This window comes from Nitrospira sp. BLG_1, from assembly GCF_047338595.1.
In the GTDB taxonomy this organism is placed as follows: Bacteria; Nitrospirota; Nitrospiria; order Nitrospirales; family Nitrospiraceae; genus Nitrospira_D.
The window spans coordinates 1-1541 of the sequence record NZ_JBLFBO010000121.1 but is presented as its reverse complement, the minus strand read 5'-3'; the positions used below and the strand labels follow the sequence as shown (position 1 = coordinate 1541).

Sequence of the window (1541 nt, the reverse complement as noted above, 5' to 3'; positions counted from 1 at the left end):
GTGGCCGTTTTACGACCTATTTTTAAACTTGTTCGAGTCATGCTTGGCTCACCACTTTGTACTAAAGACAGAACCCTTAAAACGACTTAGTATCCTTCAAGAGACTCATCGCGACATTTGAAAATAGACAACACATAACTCTACACTTATTCCTCTACGAAGATGCCAGAAGATAGAGATCAGAACAGCGAGCAAGAGTTCATTAAAATTGCCGTCAAGCTACTTTTCCAACACATGCAAGACGGAAAAGTTAAGGTAGCCCCCCATTTAGCTGAAAAACTTAAAACCGCAATGGACGCAGTCGTGTTCGATGAGGAGGGCTATCCGGTACTTGAGACCGTTCAGCCGAGAGTTCTATCTCTTGCTAAGACCACAGCATGGATAGAACTGGAACAGCGAAGTCGGGAAGGGGAACACGATGGTGAAATGCACAGGATGCTGCCGGAGCGTATTGATATACCCATGGGTACTCTTGCTGATCGCTCCGATGCTGGGGGCTTGGAGTTGGATAAGCTGGCGTTCGAATTATTCAAGGAAACTGCCGGTGTTCTAATTGTTTGCACAAGTTCAAAAATAAGTTACGAAGAGGTCACTGACGTTATCTTCGGTAGGAATCAAGCCATCTGCGTCGGTCTTCTAGTCCGAATTGTAAAATTCATGAAGGCCATCTTAGCGATACTTTCCCACGGTGATGAGTTGGGTGAAGTAATTCTTGCGCTCTTACGCTGTCTCGGGGAGTCTGCGATCAACGTCCGATATCTTATTCTGAAAAACGACGACGCATTATTTGATCAATATGTCAAAGTCTCTTTAGGCCCCGAGAGGGAGATGTACGACATTATCAAGGAAAACATAGAACAACGTAAAGGCGAGGCCTTGCCAGTTGAAACACGAATGCTTGCTTCAATAGAACGACTCTTCAAGATTTCAGGATTCCAAATCGAAGACGTAAGTCGAAAGCATGCTGAATGGGGCGAGCGCATGCGAGACCGCCTCAAGGCGTTGGATATGGAGAAATCGTATGTAGTGGTTCAGCGGATTCCATCTCATGCAGTTCACGGGACATGGGTTGATTTAGTCCTTCATCACTTGGAACCGAAGCAGGCAGGATTCGAGCCGAGCTTTAATGAATCATCAGTGGACACGCGGATTCTTGCCTCGATTTGCGTGTTTATTCTGGCTGCTACGAAGGATTATTATGAAAACTTCCTCGCAGTTAGCCCCCAAGCTAGACCACTTAAAGTGCGAATAGATGATCTAGTCGACCGTCTTCAGAGAGTAAATTCAGCACACGAGGAATGGTATAACCAGAATAAGCGAGTTGCAAAAGAAGAGCCTCCTGCTACCGGGGCTTAGGCAACTCGGCTAGCATTTGCATTAACTTGAGAGTCTTGAACGCTTCTGCTATCTCAGGAGCCCATTGCCCTGATGCCATTCACTTTGTTGATCCAGCCTAGCCTAGCACGGAGAGAACACCATCTGTGATGAACGGCAGCTTTCCGGCTCGAAGCTTGCGTTCGCGATTGTCGCAAAATGGCCGA

General features: G+C 46.7%; 1 protein-coding gene. It reads left to right on the top strand.

The window, feature by feature from the left end; translation table 11 throughout:
* Positions 1-162 precede the first annotated feature (162 nt).
* On the top strand, positions 163-1356 hold the full coding sequence (locus ACMTNU_RS20605; protein WP_413937161.1) for a DUF5677 domain-containing protein: 1194 nt from the start codon (positions 163-165) through the stop codon (positions 1354-1356).
* Positions 1357-1541: the final 185 nt, after the last annotated feature.